At 61.9% G+C, this 17528-nt stretch carries 11 protein-coding genes; 3 read left to right on the forward strand and 8 right to left on the reverse strand.

Annotated features, from left to right (window positions below; genetic code table 11):
- The first annotated feature begins 7 nt into the window (after positions 1 to 7).
- Positions 8 to 1921 carry a bifunctional diguanylate cyclase/phosphodiesterase gene (locus RFER_RS19130; protein WP_011466027.1) on the forward strand — a complete coding sequence of 638 codons (1914 nt, stop codon included), beginning with the start codon at positions 8 to 10 and terminating at the stop codon, positions 1919 to 1921.
- Positions 1918 to 2898, forward strand: coding sequence for a transglycosylase SLT domain-containing protein (locus RFER_RS19135; RefSeq protein ID WP_011466028.1), 981 nt, complete (start codon positions 1918 to 1920; stop codon positions 2896 to 2898). Before RFER_RS19130 ends, RFER_RS19135 begins: the two co-directional genes overlap by 4 nt.
- A gap of 28 nt (positions 2899 to 2926) precedes the next feature.
- On the opposite strand, the gene RFER_RS19140 is transcribed toward RFER_RS19135, so the two are convergent.
- The 8 genes from RFER_RS19140 to RFER_RS19175 all read right to left on the reverse strand — a co-directional run bounded on the left by RFER_RS19140 (position 2927) and on the right by RFER_RS19175 (position 14154).
- Positions 2927 to 6427, reverse strand: coding sequence for a retention module-containing protein (locus RFER_RS19140; RefSeq protein ID WP_011466029.1), 3501 nt, complete (start codon positions 6425 to 6427; stop codon positions 2927 to 2929).
- Between the two features lie 224 nt (positions 6428 to 6651).
- The gene (locus RFER_RS24715) at positions 6652 to 6873 is read right to left on the reverse strand and encodes a hypothetical protein (RefSeq protein WP_011466030.1); all 222 of its coding nucleotides are present in this window, start codon (positions 6871 to 6873) and stop codon (positions 6652 to 6654) included.
- Positions 6870 to 7565: a response regulator transcription factor gene (locus RFER_RS19150; RefSeq protein ID WP_011466031.1), complete on the reverse strand. Its 696-nt coding sequence runs from the start codon at positions 7563 to 7565 to the stop codon at positions 6870 to 6872. The genes RFER_RS24715 and RFER_RS19150 overlap by 4 nt, the downstream gene beginning before the upstream one ends.
- A complete protein-coding gene (locus RFER_RS19155) occupies positions 7562 to 8977 on the reverse strand; it encodes an HlyD family type I secretion periplasmic adaptor subunit (RefSeq protein WP_011466032.1) in 1416 nt (471 codons plus the stop codon). The genes RFER_RS19150 and RFER_RS19155 overlap by 4 nt, the downstream gene beginning before the upstream one ends.
- Entirely contained in the window at positions 8977 to 11136 is a 2160-nt protein-coding gene (locus tag RFER_RS19160) for a type I secretion system permease/ATPase (RefSeq protein ID WP_011466033.1), read from the reverse strand. Before RFER_RS19160 ends, RFER_RS19155 begins: the two co-directional genes overlap by 1 nt.
- A 412-nt stretch (positions 11137 to 11548) precedes the next feature.
- Positions 11549 to 12367, reverse strand: coding sequence for a DUF2189 domain-containing protein (locus RFER_RS19165; protein WP_011466034.1), 819 nt, complete (start codon positions 12365 to 12367; stop codon positions 11549 to 11551).
- Positions 12368 to 12399: 32 nt separating this feature from the next.
- Positions 12400 to 12903, reverse strand: coding sequence for a single-stranded DNA-binding protein (gene ssb / locus RFER_RS19170; RefSeq protein WP_011466035.1), 504 nt, complete (start codon positions 12901 to 12903; stop codon positions 12400 to 12402).
- A 54-nt stretch (positions 12904 to 12957) separates the two neighbouring features.
- Positions 12958 to 14154, reverse strand: a complete 1197-nt coding sequence (locus RFER_RS19175; RefSeq protein WP_041792901.1) for an MFS transporter — start codon at positions 14152 to 14154, stop codon at positions 12958 to 12960.
- 202 nt (positions 14155 to 14356) lie between these two features.
- Here RFER_RS19175 and RFER_RS19180 point away from each other — a divergent pair, with 202 nt between their 5' ends.
- Complete coding sequence (locus RFER_RS19180) at positions 14357 to 17515, forward strand: excinuclease ABC subunit UvrA (RefSeq protein ID WP_011466037.1); 3159 nt, start codon at positions 14357 to 14359, stop codon at positions 17513 to 17515.
- Positions 17516 to 17528 lie beyond the last annotated feature (13 nt).

Below are 17528 nucleotides of genomic sequence, written 5' to 3' on the forward strand. Positions count from 1 at the left end.
GCTCACCATGTCCCTCATCAAACAACTCTGGATTGCCATCGCCTTGGTCATGACGCTTGCCTTTGGCGGCAGCATGGTCGTCAGCGTTTTGTCGGCTCGCCATTACCTGGAGCAGCAGTTGCAGGTCAAAAACATCGACAACGCCAATGCGCTGGCCTTGTCGTTGTCGCAACTGCCTAAGGATCCGGTGATGATCGAGTTGCAGGTGGCCGCACAGTTTGATGCCGGGCATTACAGCGTCATCCGCATCACCTCCCCGACGGGCAAAACCCTGGTGGAGCGCGTGTTTTCGGGGGCGCTCACGGGCGTGCCACACTGGTTCATCGCCCTGACTCCCATCAACGCCGCACCCGGTCAAGCCCTGGTTCAGGATGGCTGGAACCAATACGGCACGCTGACACTTGAAAGCCAGGAGCAATACGCCTACCAAAGCCTGTGGGACGGCACCCTGAAGTTGCTGCTGTGGTTTGTGCTGGGCGGGCTGGTCACAGGGGCGGTCGGCACCCTGCTCATCCGCATCATCACCCGGCCGCTGGGCGAGGTGGTGGCCCAGGCCCAGGCCATTGCCGAGCGCCGTTTCCTGAGCATTGCCGAACCGCGCACGCCCGAGTTGAGCAGCGTGGTGCGGGCCATGAACAGCATGGTGGAGCGGCTCAAGGCCATGTTCAGCGAAGAGGCGGCTCGCCTCGAAACCTTGCGTCAAAAAGTTAACCTCGACGCGCTGTCTGGCTTGTCGGGTCGCGATCATTTTTTATCCCAAATGCGCGAGTTGGTGACCGGCGAATCCTTCGGTGCCGAAGGCTCGCTGGTCATGGTGCGCCTGACCAGCTTGAACACGCTCAACGCCCGGCTGGGTCACCAGCGGGCCGACGCCCTGCTCAAGCAGTTGGGCCGCGTACTCCAGGACAGTTGCCAGGATAGGCTCGGCCAACAGGCTGGACGCCTCAAGGGCGGCGAGTTTGCCGTGGTTTACCCCACCACCGCCTCACCCGGGGAGGCCGGCGCCGATTTGCACCAGCGCCTGACCCAAAACTGGTTGCCCGACTGGGTGGCCGACGTGCCCGACCTGTTCCAGGTCGGCGCCGTGCCCTACCACCGCGATCAAGACGTTGGCGATCTGCTCAGCCGTGCCGACGAAGCACTCGCCCGCGCCGAAGCCCAGGGTTCGAACAGCTGCTACGCCGGCGAGGCCGACAGTGGCAGCACGGCACGGCCCGCCGAGCAATGGCGCAACCTGTTGACCGACGCCGTCGCCGGCGGCAAGCTGCGGCTGGCTTTCTACCGTGTGGTCGGCAGCGCCAACCAGGCCGCCATCCACCAGGAGGGCGTGATTCGCCTGCAGCTCGACACGGCCGGCGCATTGTTACCCGCAGGTGACTTCATGCCCATGGCCGCGCACCTCAATCTCACGGCGCCCATTGACCTGCAAGTTGTCAAGCTCGCCATTGAATACCTGCGCACCACGCCGGGCGACATCGCGATCAACCTGTCGGCCGAAACCATTGTCGACTTCAATTTTCGCCGCGAACTGGCACTGCTGTTACAGGCCAACCCCGACATGTGCAAACGCCTGCTGTTTGAGGTGCCCGAGTACGGCGTGTTCAAACAGTTCGATGCCTTTCGCGACCTGGTGCACGCCGTCAAACCGCTGGGCTGCCGCGTCGGCATCGAGTACTTCGGCCAGCGCTTTGCCGAAGGCGACAAGCTGGCCGACCTGGGCCTGGACTACATCAAGGTCCACCCCAGCTACGTGCATGGCATCGCCAACAACCCGGGCAACCAGGAGTTTCTTAAAGGCCTGTGCAGCGTGGCGCGCAACTTTGGCATCGTCGTCATCGCGCTCGGCGTCGAATCCGAGGCCGACCTGCCCCTGCTGGCCTCGCTCGGCTTTGACGGCATGACGGGGCCGGGGGTCAAATGACCGCACCGCGCACGCCTGCAGGGGTCCGATGGACTGCGACCCTGCTCTGGCTGGCCTGCGCGCATACGGGCACAGCACTGGCCCAAGCCAGCGCACCGGCACTCGACTCGGCGGCCATCGTAGACGACACGCCGCCCGTACTGCGCAAGCTGCTGCAACAGGCCAGCGCACCGGAGTCCGCCACCGACACACCTGAAGGCGCCTGGCAAGCCGCCGTGCTGTATTGCCAGAGCGCGCGCTGGGGCAGCGTCGAGGCGCAATACCGGCTCGGCATGCTCTACGCCTTTGGCCAGGGCGTCCCCGAAAACCGGGCCTTTGCCGCCGCCCCGTTCTCGCTGGCCGCGTCTCTGGGCCACGCCCAGGCCCACCAGATGCTCGACACCATTGGGTTGACCTCGTCGGAACTACCGGCCTGCGTGAACCAGGAACAGCTGCCAGAAAAAGCACCGCCCAGCCTCTTCAGCGGCCTGCCGCCCGACTTGGCGGGCGGCAGCCGTCTGTCCATTGAACAGTTTCTACTGTCCCTGCCGCCGCACAAGCGCTGGCTCATCCCGCTGACCACCACCTTAAGCGCGTGGTATGCACTTGACCCGCGACTGGTGCTGTCGGTCATTGCCGTGGAATCCAACTTCAATACAAGTGCCCAGTCGCCCAAAGCCGCCATGGGCCTGATGCAGCTTATTCCCGACACCGCCATACGCTTCAATGTGCGCAACGCCTTTGACGCCACCCAAAACCTGCGCGGCGGCATGCGCTACCTGCGCTGGCTGCTGTCGTACTACCGCGGCGACATCGCCTATGCCGCGGCCGCCTACAACGCCGGCGAAGGCCGCGTGGACCGCTACCGGGGCGTGCCCCCGTTCCCTGAAACCCGCGCCTATGTGCGCCGGGTCATTGGCCTGTACGGCAGCGCGCGCCACGGCTTTGACGAAAACCTGGCCGCGGCTTCACCCTGGCTGGTGGCCGGGGGGCGATGAGGTCGCTCGCTGGCGCTCCCGTAAAGTGTTAGACGTCGGTCTTGAGTTGTCCGTTTACGAGCATTTTCGCGACGATGTCATCACTAGTTGCGCCGCCGGTCAACCCGAGCCCGGTTGCCAATTCCGACATGCTCATATTGTCGAATTTGATGGTTTGATCGGCAGCAAAAGCCGCACCATCGCTAGTGCCGTTGTGATCGATTGACAAGACCGCTTTGCCACTCGCGTCATTCGCGAAATGCAGGAATTGAGCCAAGTTACCTGACACCCCGCTGCCGTCGTGCTCGCCTACCAGCAAGTCTTTCAGATCGAGAACGTCGCCACCAACACCTGGCGTGAAGTCCATGATGTGATCAGCGGCGGGAGATGCGGCCGTTCCTTGATCACCGAAACTCCACTTGAACGTATCCGAGCCTAAACCGCCAATCAAAACGTCATGACCAGCGCCGCCAATTAGTAAGTCGTTGCCATCACCGCCACTGAGCATGTCATTGCCATCACCACCGTTGAGCTTGTCATCGCCAGCATGGCCATATAGCACGTCATCACCAGCATTTCCCTGCATCGTATCGTTACCGGTTGTGCCGCTGTGGCTATCGTTGCCGGATGTGCCGTCAAAGCTGGCATTAGGCGTGCTGCCGGATGCCGCCGACGCCACTGCCAGCGTGCTACTGGAGAAGTCTCCGTCCGCATCGCTCATGGTGTAGCTGAAGGTCTGCGTGTGGTTGTCGGTGGTTCGCAGCGTGTCGAGTGAGCTCAGCACAATACCTTGTGAATTGCCAGTCCACTCAATACGCAGGTAGGTAAAGGGCGTCTCGGAATCGATTTGGAGGGCATACTCGGAGCCACTAGAGGTGGCCGTTGCGCCATCGAAGGTGCCGCCCGCCAGGTGGTTGCCGCTGGCATCGTAAGCCTCCCATTTGGCCAGAGATGGCGACTGACCGGCATTCAACTGCGCGATACCGACGGTCGCGCTTGTGGTTGTTTCAAGCAGCTTGACGATCAACTGCTCGCCAGAGCCCAAGGTGCTGCCCTGGCCTTGCACACCAATGCCGGGCTTGGCACCCGAGTTGACGTAGGCAGCGAGGTCCTGCTGGGTAGTCGTCAACGCGCCGATATTCAGGGTCGTGGTGCTGCCACTGACGTTCTGTCTCCAGGCCGTGCTAGATTGATTAAAACCGTACAAGTCGGTGGAATCCTCCCAAGTGGCAAGACTGCTGCCAGTAATCACCTTGGTTTGTGGAATGCTCGAATAAAAAATGTAAGCGCCATCGGAATTGACCATCAGCCTGCCGTCCGGGGTGACGAACGAGGTATGTCCACCAGCGGCGATCGTATTGGTCGTTCCGTTGTAGGTGACACTGGTCACTGACAAAGGTCCATCGACGCCGCTGTCATTGACCAGCAGGTTGCCCGTTAATAAGCCATTGAAGACGACGGTAGCGTTGTCGGCACTGGCTATCGGACTGGTGTCGCCGAGTGAGACCGTCACTGTCGTCCAGTCCGAAACGGCAGACCCATCCGTGCTGCGGTACACGAAGCTATCACTGACCGGCGTATTTTCCGAATCGTGTTGCACCACCGGCGCGATGTAGCGAAATGCACCGTCGCTGTTCATCACTACAATGCCGCCAAGCGCGGTAGTGATCATATTGCTGCCATTGGCACTGACCACGGTGTTACTGGCAGACGCGGATGATGCGAACTGCGCGACCGTAATAGAAGGACTATCAATATCTTGATCGTTGGCTAATACATTACCCAAGGTCGTGCTGATACTCCCTTCAATTGTGCTGTAGGCATCGGCATTGCCAATCGGCGCGTCGTTGACCAGCGTCACCACCGGTGTGTCGCTGCCCGTGCCGCTCAGCGTGGCGTCGCTCACCGTCAGTTCAATCGCCGGCAGCGCCCCGCCTGCGTTGACCTGCGCCGCACCCGCGGCCGTCAGCACCACTTGCCCGCCCGCCAGGGCGTAGTAGCCCGCCGCGTTGCTGCCCGCGCTGAAGTCCACCTTCAGCGTGTCGCCTTCTTCGTCCGCCGTGGCGTACGTCGCCGCGACCGCTCCTGTCTTGGCCGCGTTTTCCGTGAAGTCTTGCGCCACCACCGTGATGCTCGGCGCGTCGTTGACCAGCGTCACCACCGGTGTGTCGCTGCCCGTGCCGCTCAGCGTGGCGTCGCTCACCGTCAGTTCAATCGCCGGCAGCGCCCCGCCTGCGTTGACCTGCGCCGCACCCGCGGCCGTCAGCACCACTTGCCCGCCCGCCAGGGCGTAGTAGCCCGCCGCGTTGCTGCCCGCGCTGAAGTCCACCTTCAGCGTGTCGCCTTCTTCGTCCGCCGTGGCGTACGTCGCCGCGACCGCTCCTGTCTTGGCCGCGTTTTCCGTGAAGTCTTGCGCCACCACCGTGATGCTCGGCGCGTCGTTGACCAGCGTCACCACCGGTGTGTCGCTGCCCGTGCCGCTCAGCGTGGCGTCGCTCACCGTCAGTTCAATCGCCGGCAGCGCCCCGCCTGCGTTGACCTGCGCCGCACCCGCGGCCGTCAGCACCACTTGCCCGCCCGCCAGGGCGTAGTAGCCCGCCGCGTTGCTGCCCGCGCTGAAGTCCACCTTCAGCGTGTCGCCTTCTTCGTCCGCCGTGGCGTACGTCGCCGCGACCGCTCCTGTCTTGGCCGCGTTTTCCGTGAAGTCTTGCGCCACCACCGTGATGCTCGGCGCGTCGTTGACCAGCGTCACCACCGGTGTGTCGCTGCCCGTGCCGCTCAGCGTGGCGTCGCTCACCGTCAGTTCAATCGCCGGCAGCGCCCCGCCTGCGTTGACCTGCGCCGCACCCGCGGCCGTCAGCACCACTTGCCCGCCCGCCAGGGCGTAGTAGCCCGCCGCGTTGCTGCCCGCGCTGAAGTCCACCTTCAGCGTGTCGCCTTCTTCGTCCGCCGTGGCGTACGTCGCCGCGACCGCTCCTGTCTTGGCCGCGTTTTCCGTGAAGTCTTGCGCCACCACCGTGATGCTCGGCGCGTCGTTGACTGCCGACAGTGTTGCAGGTGCAATGTCAGCCTGCACCGGCAAATTGGAAGGCACGTCAGATGCCGTAAAGCTGAAGTCGTAAGACTGCGAGTCAACGCCCTCCGTAACACGCAGCAGTTGCACAAACGTGCTGCCGCCGTCAGCACCACCGCCGACTCCCAAACCGGCCGCAGTCGCCTCAAGTTCTGTGCTCAGGTCGGTGCCGCGCTCCAGCGCCTGAATGACAGTATCGGCAGTGGCACCTAGAGTGACTATGGCGCTGTCTTGAGCGGTAGGACGTTGATCGGACTCGATCACGTTTTCGTCCAGGCGCACGGTTTGTTCGGGGGCAACGGCCAGCAGGCGGCCGTCTTCCATCACGAATTCGACACGGGCATCACCTATGGTGCGCACAGTTTCGCCATTTTCCAAATTGTCGCCCGCCTTGAGGGTGCGGCTGATGCCCTGGGCATTTACCGCATAAACAGTGCCGTTTCCGGTGATGGCAGCGACAGTGGCGAATTGGGCCATGATGATCTCCAGTGAAGAAATTGGGGCTGAGTTTGTGCACTCGTGGTAATAACAGTAACAATTTGTATATTAGGACGGTCAAGGCTGACGGCCTATTGGACTTAGGTACAAATTTGAAACTTTGGCCTCGCATTAAAAAAGGCCCATGTGGGCCTTAATTGAGGGGTGCATCAATGAGTATTTGGCTCAGGGCGGCAACCGCGGCCTGATGCACGTAACCGCGCTTAAAGCAGGTCGTTTTCGCCGTTCATCGGCAGCAGTTGCAGGCGGTTGGCGAGGCTGGCGCGGGTTTCGCGTCTTTCGAGCAGCTTGGATTGGGCCGCATCAGGCAGGTCGGTGAACTGAATGACGCCCCGGGTAATAAGCACGTCAATCAAGTCTTCTAAAACGCGGGCCAGCCCGGTGTCGGTCTGGCTCAGGGCGTTGGCCTGGTCGGGAATGGTCATGGCGCGGGCTCCATTGGGGATGTTGGCACAGGTTCAACGGCGGCTGACAGGCGCAGCACCAGCTGCAGACGATCACGCACGCCAAGTTTTTCAAACACGGCGCCCAGATGGGCTTTGACGGTGCGCTCTGAAATAAACATAAGGGAGGCAACTTCCTTGTTGGAGCGCCCCGCCGATACTGAACGCGCCACTTGTGCCTCGCGTGCTGACAGAGTGGACCATGCGTTAGTACTGGATGAGGCTGTAACAGGCACCTGCGCTTTTGCAGCTGCCGGGCGGCTCGCCAGCGCTACATTGGTCGAGCCCACCAGGCGCTGCAGCAGGTCTGGCCCCACCCACAGGCCACCATGTTCGATGACCAGCGCGACTTCCTGCAGCAACGCGGGCACGCCGTAAGCATGGGTGTAACCACGCGCGCCCTCGTTGAGGGCACGCAGACCTTCATCTGATTCGGGCATGCTGGACAGCAGCACCACGCGGGCGTCAGGCTGGGTCTGCAAAATCTGACGCAGATTACGCGCCCATTGCACATCGGCATTGCTCAACCAGACCAGGCACTGCGCTGCAGGCGGAGAGGGCAGGCGCGTCTGCATGACAGTGGCGTCGAGCGCCTGAACATCCGGAAACGCCTCGCGCAGGCGCCCTGGCAGGGGTGCGACCGGGCTGGAGAGAAAGAGGTGTTGGGTGCTCATCGTTCTGTCATGGCGTTGGCTTTGGCACGCAACACGGGTTTGAGCAGATAAGACAGCACGGTTTTTTTACCAGTGAGGATGTCCACTTGGGCCACCATACCAGGAATGACGGGCAGACTGGGGCCCAGGCTGGATTTGCGTGTACGTACCCGTACGTGGTAGAAGGCGTTGCCTTTTTCGTCGAGCACCGAGTCGGCGCCGATATTGACTACATCGGCCGTCAGCCCTCCATAAATGGAGAAGTCATAGGCGCTGAACTTGACCGTGGCTTCTTGCTCCGGGCGCAGGAAGCCGATGTCCTTGGGGGTAATTTGCACTTCCAGAATCAGCGTGTCGTCCAGCGGCACCACCTCCACCACCTCCTTGCCGGGTTGCACGACCGCACCAACAGTGTTGACCAGCAGGCGCTTGACGGTACCGCGCACGGGGGATTTGATGTCGGCGTGCTTGACCTTGTCTTGCAGGGCCAGCCCGCCTTGGGACAGGCTGGCAAGCTTGCTCATGGCGTCGGAGAGCTCGGCACTCATCTGGTTGCGGCTGGTGAGTTGCACTTCTTCAATTTTGCGGGTCGCCTCCAGAATGGACGACTGCACGCGCGAGATCTGTGCGGTGGCCTGCTCGCTGTCGCCGCGCAGGCCGGCGACTTGGCGTTCCAGACGGAGCACCTCAACCTCGGAGACGGCCCCGGTCGCAATCATGGGACGCGTGGCGTTGATCTCTTTGGTCATCAGCTCCAGGCTTCGAACAGCCTGGTCGCGGCGGGCGCGGACTTCATTCAACTCCTGCTGACGCTGGACCAGCTGGTTTTGGGAAATGAAGGTCTGGGCATTGATCTCGGCCCGACGCGACTCGTACAGTCGCATTTCCTGCGCAACAACGTCGGGGGCATCTCGCATCAGCTCCGCGGGCGGATTGAAGGCGGTGCCACGCGTCAGTGCCTCAAGTCGCAGTACTTTGGCCTGCAGGGCGAGTTGGCCGACGCGACTCTCCAGCATATTGGAAACGAAGCGGGTGGGATCCACGCGCAGCATCAGTTGGCCGGCTTCGACGATCTGGCCCTCATGGACAAGCAGCGCCTCCACCACACCGCCATCCACGCTCTGAATAATTTGAACCTGGCTGGTTGGCACAACGCGGGCCTCCCCACGGGTGACTTCATCAATTTGGGCAAAAGCGGCCCAGATCACCATCACCAACAACGCCACGGCGGCCAGGCGCAGCAAGCGCTTGGCGCGCAAGGGCTCTTGCTGCAGGCGAGCCCAGTCGGCGTCACCCGCCCAGTCGAGCTGATCTGGCTCATCGACCGGCGTGAGCCGCTTGATCAAAGGGCCAAAAGTGGCCTCGCTGGCCCCCGCCGCGCGCTTGACCAGGGCACCGGTGCGTTCAAAGGCTTTTTCGTTGAACCAAGCCATCAGGTAGCCTTTCCGATGCGCCCTTGGCGCAGCGCAGTAACCACCTGCTCTTTGGGACCGTCGGCCATGATGCGGCCACCATCCATGACGATGATGCGGTCTGCCAGGTCCAGCAGCGAGGTGCGGTGGCTGATCAGCACCACGGTTTTTCCTTGCGCATACTCGGTTAGCCGGCGCTTGATGTCATCTTCGCTGGAGTAATCCATGGACGAGGTGGGCTCGTCCAGCAGCATGATGGGCGGGTCGTTGATGACCGCCCGCGCGATGGCAACGCCCTGGCGTTGCCCGCCCGACAAAGACTCGCCCCGCTCACCAACCAGCATGTCAAAGCCTTTGGGGTGCTGATTCACAAGGCCGATAATGCCGCCGATTTCAGCCGCCTTGATGATGGCGGCGTCGTCTGCCAGTGGGGCACCCAGAGTGATGTTCTCACGCAGGCTACCGTAGAACAACATGACGTCTTGCTGGACATAGCCAATTTGGCGCCGGAGTTCGGCGGGGTCGAGTTGGCGCAAATCAATACCGTCAACCAGTACGGCGCCTTCGGACGGAAGGTACAAACCGAGGATGAGCTTTTCAAGCGTGGTCTTGCCCGAGCCGATGCGCCCCAAAATCGCCACTTTTTCACCGGGTTTGATGCTGAACGTCAGGTTACGCAACGACGGCGTGCTTTGGCCGGGGTAGGTGAAGCTGACATCGCGAAATTCGAGAGCGCCTTTCAGTCGTCCACGGCTGATGAAGGAGGTGCCCTCGGGGCGCTCGACTTCGCGCGCCATCATTTCGTTCAGCGAGGTCAGCGCGGTGGCGGCGGTGTGGTACTGCACCAGCAAGCCGGCCACCTGTCCCACCGGCGCCATCGCGCGGGATGCCAGCATGGTGCAGGCAATCAGGCCGCCCATGGTGAGATCACGTTCTGATATCAGGTACACACCAATGATGACGATGGCCAGATTGATGAACTGCTGCACAAAAGCCGAGGTGTTGCTGGCGGTACTGGAGAGCAAGCGCAGCTGCGCGCCCACGCGGGCCAGCAGGGCGGCGCTTTTTTCCCATTTGCGCTGAATGGGCGCCTCGGCCGCAAGCGCCTTGAGGGTTTCAAACCCGACCAGGCCCTCTATCAGGGTGGCGTTGCGCTGGGCGCCTGCGCGGTAAGTGGTTTCGGCCAGTTCGTGCATGCGGCCCTGCACGGCCAGTGCATAAAGCACCATGATGGCCGCACCGATGCAAAGGGGAATGAGCATGAGCCAGGAGATCAAGCCGATGACGACCATGAAGATCAGTGCGAACGGCAGGTCGATAAAGGCCACGACCGTCGCCGAGCCAATAAAGTCACGCACCGACTCGAAGGCGCGCAGATTGGAAGCAAACGACCCCGCCGAGGCCGGACGTTGCTCCATGCGCATGCCCAGCACGCGCTCCATGATGAAGGCCGACAACTTGACGTCGGCCCGGCTGCTGGCCAGGTCAACAAAACGACCGCGCATGGTGCGCAACACCAGGTCGCTGATCAGCATGAGCAGCAGGCCCAGCGCCAGCACCCACAGGGTTTCAAACGCGTGGTTGGGCACCACGCGGTCATACACATTCATCGTGAACAGGGGCATGCCCAGGGCAAACAGATTGGCCAGCAGGGCGGCCAGCAGCACGTCGCGGTAAAGCGGACGGCTTTCGCCAATCACGCCCCAGAACCAGTGCCCATGCCGACCAGCGCGCACTTCGGGCGTGCGCGCGTCAAAACGTTGGGTCGGCCGCGCATAGATTGAAGTACCCAGGTAGTCGGCCTCTAATGTAGACAGAGGCACCTGGACCGGGGCATCGCCCAGTTCGGGGTAGACCACGTTGGCCCGACTGCGATCTTCATTAAAACCCAGTACCACGCAAGCGCGTTCCCCTTGCAGCAGCGCAATGGCTGGTAAAAGGACCGCTTTGAGACCGGTCAATGGGCAGGACACCAACTGGCTGCTGAGGTGTGCACGACGGGCGGCACGCGAGAACAGTCCAGGGGTCAGGCGGGAATGCTCGGCTGGCAGACCCGCCATGAGCGCGTCACGAGTAGGTACTTCACCGTGAGCTCGCGCGACGATCAGTAAACAATCCAGCAACTCATCGCTGGCAGTCACTGTAGGCGACAAGCTGCCGGCGCCCTCCAAATTCCACATGCGCAACCCACGGTAATGAATCTTCGTGCGAGTTTACTGTAACAAAATTGTAACAATTAACTATATTCAAGCGCCACCGGCCATCGCGCTATTTTTCCCATTGGTGACAAGTACTTAGCGTGATACTGAGACTCGGGTTCCCGCCTGCATGGACAGCTTCCGAATCAGTTCAAGGGTGCGCTGCTGTTTTTGCATTGGCCAGCACGCGCAGGAAGACGTGCGCGGGCGTCGGATGCGGCAAGTCAATCGAACAAGGCATTGGACAATAAATACAGACGCATGGGGACACCTCAAAAAATACTGCTTGGAATATTTGGAGATACCCAGCCGTACAACTGAACTTAAAAATCCCCTGGAAAGACCCCTCAACGCGCAGGCTGTGCGGGCGTTACGGCGACGAAACCAAGAATGGTCAGGTTTTCAGACTCGCGTCTGGCGTCGGCGACACCGGTGCCTCTTGCCAGCAAATCGCACCGCGGTAGGCATGCCAGCTGGCATGCCCCAGCAATGGACCGATCACGACCAGTCCCAAGGCCCATGGCAGCAGTGACACCACAACGAGAGTCGTGATCAGTAAACCCCACAGCAGCATCACACCCGGGTTGGCAAACACCACGCGCATACTGTTGATGGCGGCCGTGATGGCATCCGTGTCGCGGTCCAGGATCATCGGGATGGAAACCACGGCGGTGGAAAAAACCAGGGCAGCAAAGGCCCCTCCAACGGCCAGGTACACCAGCACAAACTCCCAGTTATCAGGGTTGAACACCGCGTTAATCACCCCGGTGTTGGACGGCATGCCCGTATTGAAGAACACCGCAAACACCACCAGTGAGGCACGACCCCAAAGCAGTTCCAGCACGATGAGCACCAGCACCAGCGTGCCCATGCTGCGGATATGCAATGCCCAGCAGGTTAGTGACGTTCTGAAATCGGGCCTCTGACCCCGCTCGCGACGGCGGCTCACCTCGTACAGGCCCATGGCCAAAAATGGCCCCACCAGCAGGCAACCAGAAACCAGCGATAGCGTGTATTCCGGCTTGGCACGAAACACCGCCGCCAGCGTGCTGGCCATCAGCCAGAAACACCAGCCATAAAAGAGGCCAATACCCGGGTGCGCTACCAGGTCGCGTAACCCGGCGGCCAGCCAGCGAAACGGCTCCAGCGGCCCCAGCGACACCATCAGCGCCTGCGGACCCACGGGCGGCGGTGGCACGTAGGGCGGACTCATGAGGGGATGCGCATTAGCGCTCTGGCCGGGTACTAGAACGGAATATCGTCATCCATGTCATCAAAACCACTGGACGGCTTGGCCTGCGCCGGGGCTGGGGCAGGGCGAGCAGCCGGGGCGGATGCCGCCGGACGCGATGCCGGTGCCGGACGCGAATAGCCGCCGCTGGCGCCTTCATCGTCGTCAGATGGGCCGCCCATGCCTTCGCGACCACCCAGCATTTGCATCTCGTTGGCAATGATGTCGGTGGCGTATTTTTCGATGCCGTCCTTGTCGGTGTACTTACGCGTCTTGATGCGGCCTTCCACATAGACGGAACGGCCTTTTTTCAGGTACTGGCCCACAATCTCGGCCAGTTTGCCAAAAAAGGTGACACGGTGCCACTCGGTCTCCTCGACCATCTCACCGGTTTTACTCTTGTACTTGCTGCTGGTCGCAATGGTGATGTTGGCCACCGGATCGCCACTGGGCAGGTAACGAATTTCAGGGTCGCGCCCCAAGTTGCCCACGAGAATGACTTTGTTAACGGATGCCATGGTTGTTCCTTAATTGACGTGACTGCGGTCTATCCCGCAGGGTTTCAGGCTTCATTATCCAGCCTTTGGCGCCAGCCCCGGCGCCTGCACGGCCAGCGCTGACATCGGCCAGGCCACCAGCAACCATAGCAGCATGAGCCCGGCGCAGACCGCGAACAAGCCTGGTGCGCCAACGTGCTTGACCAGCCAGCCGCCCATCACGCCGCCGGCAAACAGGCCCAGCGACTGCAAGGTGTTGTAAACCCCCATGGCGGCACCGCGGGCATGCGCTGGCGCCATCCGCGAAACCATGCTCGGCTGACTCGCCTCCAGCACATTGAAGCCATAGAAAAAAACAAACAACAGCGCCACCATCACCCCAACGCTGGGCGTGCTTGACGCTAGCAGCAACAAACCCAGTTGCACCGCAGCCGTCAGCCCAATCGAGATCAGAAACACCGCCCGCAGGTAACCGCGCCTTTCAAGCTGGAACAGCGACCCCCCCATGACAACAAAGGAGCCCAGCACCGCCGGCAAGTACACCCACCAGTGATGATCGCGCGCCAAGCCGGCCTGCACCAGCATGGCGGGAACGGCCATCCACATCGCCAACTGCACCGCATGCAGCACAAACACGCCAAAGTTCAAGCGCAACAAGGCGGGCAAGCGCAACACCTCCAGCAAACCGCCACGCGGCATGTCTTTATGCTGCTGTGGCTCAGCCGGCACCCACCAGATCACCACCGCCACGCCCAGCAGCGCCAGCACGCCGGTCAGGGCAAACAGCCCGCCCAGCCCGACCATAGCCACCAGCAAAGGCGCAGCCACCAAAGACAGCGCAAACATCAACCCGATGCTGATGCCCACCAGCGCCATCGATTTGGTGCGGACCTCGTCACGGGTCTGGTCGGCCAGCAAGGCGGTCACCGCAGCGGACACGGCGCCGGCGCCCTGCACGGCCCGCCCAATCGCCAGCCAGGTCAGGCTGGGCGCCCAGGCGGCGACAAAACTGCCGACGGCAAACAGCAGCAAGCCGAAAATGATGACCCGTTTGCGCCCGAGCCGATCGGAAGCCATGCCATAAAGGAATTGCAGCATGGCCTGGGTCAAGCCATAGAGCCCCATGGTCAGGCCGATCAGGGCCAGATCGTCGCCACCGGGGTATTTGGCGGCCTCAATGGCAAACACCGGCAATATAAGAAACAGCCCCAGCATGCGCAGGGCAAAGATGCTGGCCAGCGAAAAACTGGCGCGCAACTCGGTCGGCGTCATTGCATGGGTGGCAACAACGCCTTTTCCCTCAAACGAGGCATTCATCTTGGACAAAACTGGGACCCCCCAACACACAAAGCCAGAAATGGCTAACTACAAAACGGGGCCATTGTCCCCGATATGCGCCCGCTGCACCGCGTGACAATCTGCCATAAGCGCCAGTCTTGACTATCATGGCAGGTTTTCCCGACCAGATTTCACCTTGAACTCACCCACCGACGCCGCCCTCGAACCCCCTCCAGACGGCCAGTACCTGGCCCGGGCCTTGCAGTTACAGAACATCAGCATTCGCGGCGCGCGCACGCACAACCTGAAGAATATTGATCTGGACATCCCGCGCAACCAGCTGGTGGTGATCACCGGCTTGAGTGGCTCTGGCAAGTCCAGCCTGGCGTTTGACACCTTGTACGCCGAAGGCCAACGCCGCTATGTCGAGAGCCTGTCCACCTACGCGCGCCAGTTTTTGCAGCTCATGGACAAGCCCGATGTGGACCTGATCGAGGGCCTCTCGCCGGCGATCTCGATCGAGCAGAAGGCCACCTCGCACAACCCGCGCTCCACCGTCGGCACGGTGACCGAGATTCACGACTACCTGCGCCTGCTGTTTGCCCGCGCCGGCACGCCGTTTTGCCCGGAACACGATTTGCCGCTGCAGTCCCAGACCGTGAGCCAGATGGTGGACGCCGTGCTGGCGCTCCCCCTGGATACCCGGCTGATGATTCTGGCGCCCTTGGCACGCGAAAAAAAAGGCGAGTTCCTGGACGTGTTTGCCGATATGCAGGCGCAGGGCTATGTGCGCTTTCGGGTCAACGGCCAGGCGTTTGAGTTTGACGAGCTGCCAGCCCTCAAAAAGACCGAGAAGCACGACATCGACGTGGTGATTGACCGCATCAAGGTGCGCCACCCCCCAGCCCAACAGGCAAGCGCCGAGGCAGACTCCGACGCAGCACCCGACCCGACGCCGGACGCCAGCCGCAGCGCCGCCCAGGCCGACTTTGAAAATCTGCGCCAGCGCCTGGCCGAGAGCTTCGAGGCCGCCTTGCGGCTCGCCGGCGGGCGCGCCATTGCTGTAGAAATTGATAGCGTATCGCGCAACAACGACGGGGGCTACAGGCCAATTGAGCATATATTTAATGCCAAATTCGCGTGCCCCGTCTGCAGCTACTCGATTGCCGAACTGGAGCCACGGCTGTTTTCCTTCAACTCCCCAGTCGGGGCATGTCCGGCCTGTGACGGTCTGGGCGCGAATGATTTTTTTGACCCGGCACGGGTGGTGGCATTCCCCTCCCTGAGCCTGGCGGGCGGCGCCATCAAGGGCTGGGACCGGCGCAACGCCTACTACTTTGCCATGCTGGAGAGCCTGGCGGCGCATTACCAGTTTGACATTGAACAAGCCTTTGAATCGCTGCCGCCAACGGTGCAGCACGCCGTGCTGTTTGGCTCGGGCGAGGAAGACATCAAGTTCAGCTACGTGATGGACTCCGGCACTCAAACGGGCAAGAAGGTGAGCAAGAAACATCCGTTCGAAGGCATCATCCCCAACATGCAGCGGCGCTATGCCGAGACCGATTCCGCCGTGGTGCGCGAAGACCTGGCGCGCTACCGCAGCACCCAGCCGTGCCCGCAATGCGGCGGCTCCCGGCTCAGGCGCGAAGCGCGCCACGTCAAGATTGGCGAAGGGGAGCAAGCGCGCGCTATTTTTGAACTCAGTCACCTGACGCTGCGCGAGAGTTATCAGTATTTCAACACTTTGAGCATGCATGGCGCCAAGGGCGAAATCGCCAGCAAGGTGGTGCGTGAAATCGGCCTGCGGCTGAAATTTCTCAATGACGTCGGGCTGAACTACCTCAGCCTGGACCGCAGCGCCGAATCTTTAAGCGGCGGCGAGTCGCAACGCATCCGCCTGGCCAGCCAGATCGGCTCCGGTCTGACCGGTGTCATGTACGTGCTCGACGAGCCCAGCATTGGCTTGCATCAGCGCGACAACGACCGACTGATTGGCACCCTGAAACACCTGCGCGACATCGGCAACAGCGTGCTGGTGGTCGAGCACGATGAAGACATGATGCGCGCCGCTGACCACATCATCGACATGGGGCCGGGCGCAGGCCTGCACGGCGGTCGCGTGATGGCGCAGGGCACGTTTGAGCAGGTCAGGGCCAACACCGAGTCGCTCACCGGCCAATACCTGGCGCACACGCTGCGGATTGCGGTGCCGCGCCAACGCACGCCCTGGCTGCCCACGGTGCAGGCGCGGGCAGCCGCCGACAAGCCCAAAGCGCACCGCTTCGCGCCGAGTCCGGCGGCGCTGCGCCGCGCCGAGCGCGAAGCCCTGCATCTGGCGACCCAAGGCAAGCTGCAGTCCTTGCGCGTGATCGGCGCCAGCGGCCACAACCTCCAGGGCGTTGATGTTGAATTTCCGGTCGGCCTGTTCACCTGTGTCACCGGCGTCTCGGGCTCGGGCAAATCAACCCTGGTCAACGACACGCTGTACGCCGCCGTGGCGCGCACGCTGTACCGGGCGCACGAGGAACCGGCCGGGCATGAGGCGATTGAAGGCATTGAGCACTTTGACAAGGTGATCAGTGTCGACCAGTCCCCGATCGGGCGCACGCCCCGCTCCAACCCGGCCACCTACACCGGCCTGTTCACGCCCATTCGCGAGTTGATGGCCGAGGTGCCGATGGCGCGCGAGCGCGGCTACGGACCGGGGCGTTTCAGCTTCAACGTGAGCCAGTCCAGCGGTGGTGGGCGCTGCGAGGCCTGCCAGGGCGACGGCATGGTGAAAGTTGAAATGCACTTTTTGCCTGACGTTTATGTGCCCTGTGACGTCTGTGTGGGCCACCGCTACAACCGCGAAACGCTAGAGGTGCTTTACAAGGGCAAAAACATCGCGCAAATTCTGGATCTCACGGTCGAAGTGGCGCATGAGTTTTTCAAGGCGGTGCCGACCATTGCGCGCAAACTGCGCACGCTGCTGGACGTGGGCCTGTCCTACATTCGCCTGGGGCAATCGGCCACCACGCTGTCTGGCGGCGAGGCGCAGCGCGTCAAGCTGGCGCTCGAACTCAGCAAACGCGACACCGGGCGCACGCTCTACATCCTGGACGAACCCACGACGGGATTGCACTTTGCCGACATCGACCTGCTGCTCAAGGTCTTGCACCAGCTGCGCGATGCGGGCAACACCATCGTGGTGATTGAACACAACCTGGATGTCATCAAGACCGCTGACTGGCTGATTGACATGGGCCCCGAGGGCGGCGCTGGCGGCGGGCAGGTGGTGGGCATCGGCACGCCCGAAGACCTGGCGGCCAACCCGGCCAGCCACACCGGGCACTATTTGAAGCGGCTGTTGTGAGGGCTTGAATGTT

The organism is Rhodoferax ferrireducens T118 (assembly GCF_000013605.1).
GTDB classification, from domain to species: Bacteria; Pseudomonadota; Gammaproteobacteria; order Burkholderiales; family Burkholderiaceae_C; genus Rhodoferax; species Rhodoferax ferrireducens.